Origin of the sequence: Haloferax sp. AB510 (assembly GCF_024136985.1) — an archaeon.
GTDB lineage: Archaea > Halobacteriota > Halobacteria > Halobacteriales > Haloferacaceae > Haloferax.
Window position 1 is genome coordinate 1 of the sequence record NZ_JAMYJY010000202.1, and the last position, 1,915, is coordinate 1,915.

1 protein-coding gene is annotated in these 1,915 nt (G+C 45.3%); it reads right to left on the bottom strand.

Translation table 11 applies throughout. From position 1 onward, the window contains the following. Positions 1-870: 870 nt before the first annotated feature. Positions 871-1,915 (bottom strand): FAD-dependent oxidoreductase (locus tag NKF06_RS20495; RefSeq protein WP_253246450.1); only part of this gene is annotated, 1,045 nt, incomplete at its 5' end.

The following is a 1,915-nucleotide window of genomic DNA, read 5'->3' on the forward strand; positions in this document are numbered from 1 at the left end:
ATCTTCGTGTTGATGGAGGACTTACCCAGTCGGTCCTGTAGGTCTTCGTGTGGCTATCCTGACGGTTTAGCTCAATTTCTGAATCAATGCTACTTAGCAGGTTTTGGGGAGTAGACGCGTAACTGCAGAAGCACTTGCTGAATCCGGTTGACGTATCTCTAGCCATTCGTCGGGGAGGAAGATTCAATGAACTCGATAATCGGATAGGGTAAGATATGATCAGCGCGCTGTGATCCTAAATCTGGGTCGGAGAGCATTTGAACGGCGACAGAAAGCCCCGGCTAAAACAGTCTTTGAGCCCAGAACGTAGGCGTAGCTATCCAATCTGCACGATTCTCAATCGTGACACCCCATCGTAGATACGTCAGCTAATGTGATTTGTGAATATCAAATCGTCATTAATGATGATTTGCCATTTTCTCTCTCCTGTCGAACCACGTCTCTTTGAAGCACGAAAATTACAAGACTAGTTCTGTAATTCATGCCAACAGATATTAGATGTAATTAACATATCTCAAACTCAAGATGGTGTCCCAGTCACTATCCAATAAGTAATGAGGGCAGTTGTCGCTTAGGACCAAGTTTCCGCAGAGTTCGACGACGGCGAGATCAATAATCGCTTTATTGTCATCCCGATCATTGCTACAAGCACAATTGGTACAGCTGTAGTCTCAGCTGCAAATAGGAGATAGCCCTGAGACAGAGAGTTATCTACTGGATCTAGTATACCTTCATGTCAGACCTATTCAATCCACACAATCAATACACGAGTGTGAAGAAATCCAATAGTTGAGATAGTATATCGTTGGTGGAGGTACACAATTCCGATAGACTGTACCTGAACGGTTCTTCAGACGCGATTTATACTAATCAGATCATATTCTGCTCTGTTTCTAATGAGATATCTTCGAATCGGTCACTTTGGAATGGAGAAATGTCAACCAAGTCTGTGCTTCCCTTCTCTACGAGGTCAGCTACTATTTTCCCAGTAGCTGGGGCATGCTGAAAACCATGCCCGGAGAACCCAACAGCGTTGATGAAGCCTGGGATCGTCTCTTCAAGGATTGGATTATGATCAGGAGTAACAGCATAGAGGCCAGCCCATCCCTTTTTTAGTTCAGATTCTGGGCCGAAGTGGTTTGCACATTCACTAGCCTGTTCTATGGCAGTCGCAGCCAAGTTATAATCAACTCCCTTTGAATAAGTGTCTGGATGGACATCCTTGTCATGATCTCCAAAATGTCCCCCAACAATTGCGTGGCCATCGCGCTCAGGTCGGAAATACATACCAGTGTCAAGATCGCTCACGAGTGGGTGTAATTCAGACACCGGTTTTTCTGGAACTACTAAAGAGGGTTGACGTCGACGGGGTGCTACCGGGATTGAGATGCCTGCGAGCTCTGCAAAGCGGCGGGCCCATGCCCCTGTCGCATTTACCACGAAGTCTGCTTTTAGGTCATTTTGTCTAGTCTCTACACCACGAATAGTATCTCCCTCTCGGAGAACATTTGTCACCTCAGAATTAGTTCTCACGTCGACACCAATATCTTGGGCTGCTTTTGCATATCCCTGCAAAGCGAGGTAGGGATCTGTAAATCCATCAACCGGGCAGAAAGTAGCCAACCGATATAGATCTGAGTTTAATTCTGGACAGTGCTTTTCAGCTTCTTCAGGGGTTAAGAGTTCACTTGGAACTCCAAGCCTATTTTGCATAGCCACATCTTTCTTGAATTGCGAAGCGGTTTCTTCTTCACGTGCTAGAAGTAGGTAGCCAGCTTTCCGATACTGGATATCGACCCCAAATTTCTCTTCAAAACTATCCCAAACGTCTATACTTATTTTAGATAATTTTACATTTGACTCTTCGGAAAACTGCATCCGTACACCACCGTCTGAACGTGGTGTATTACCACTC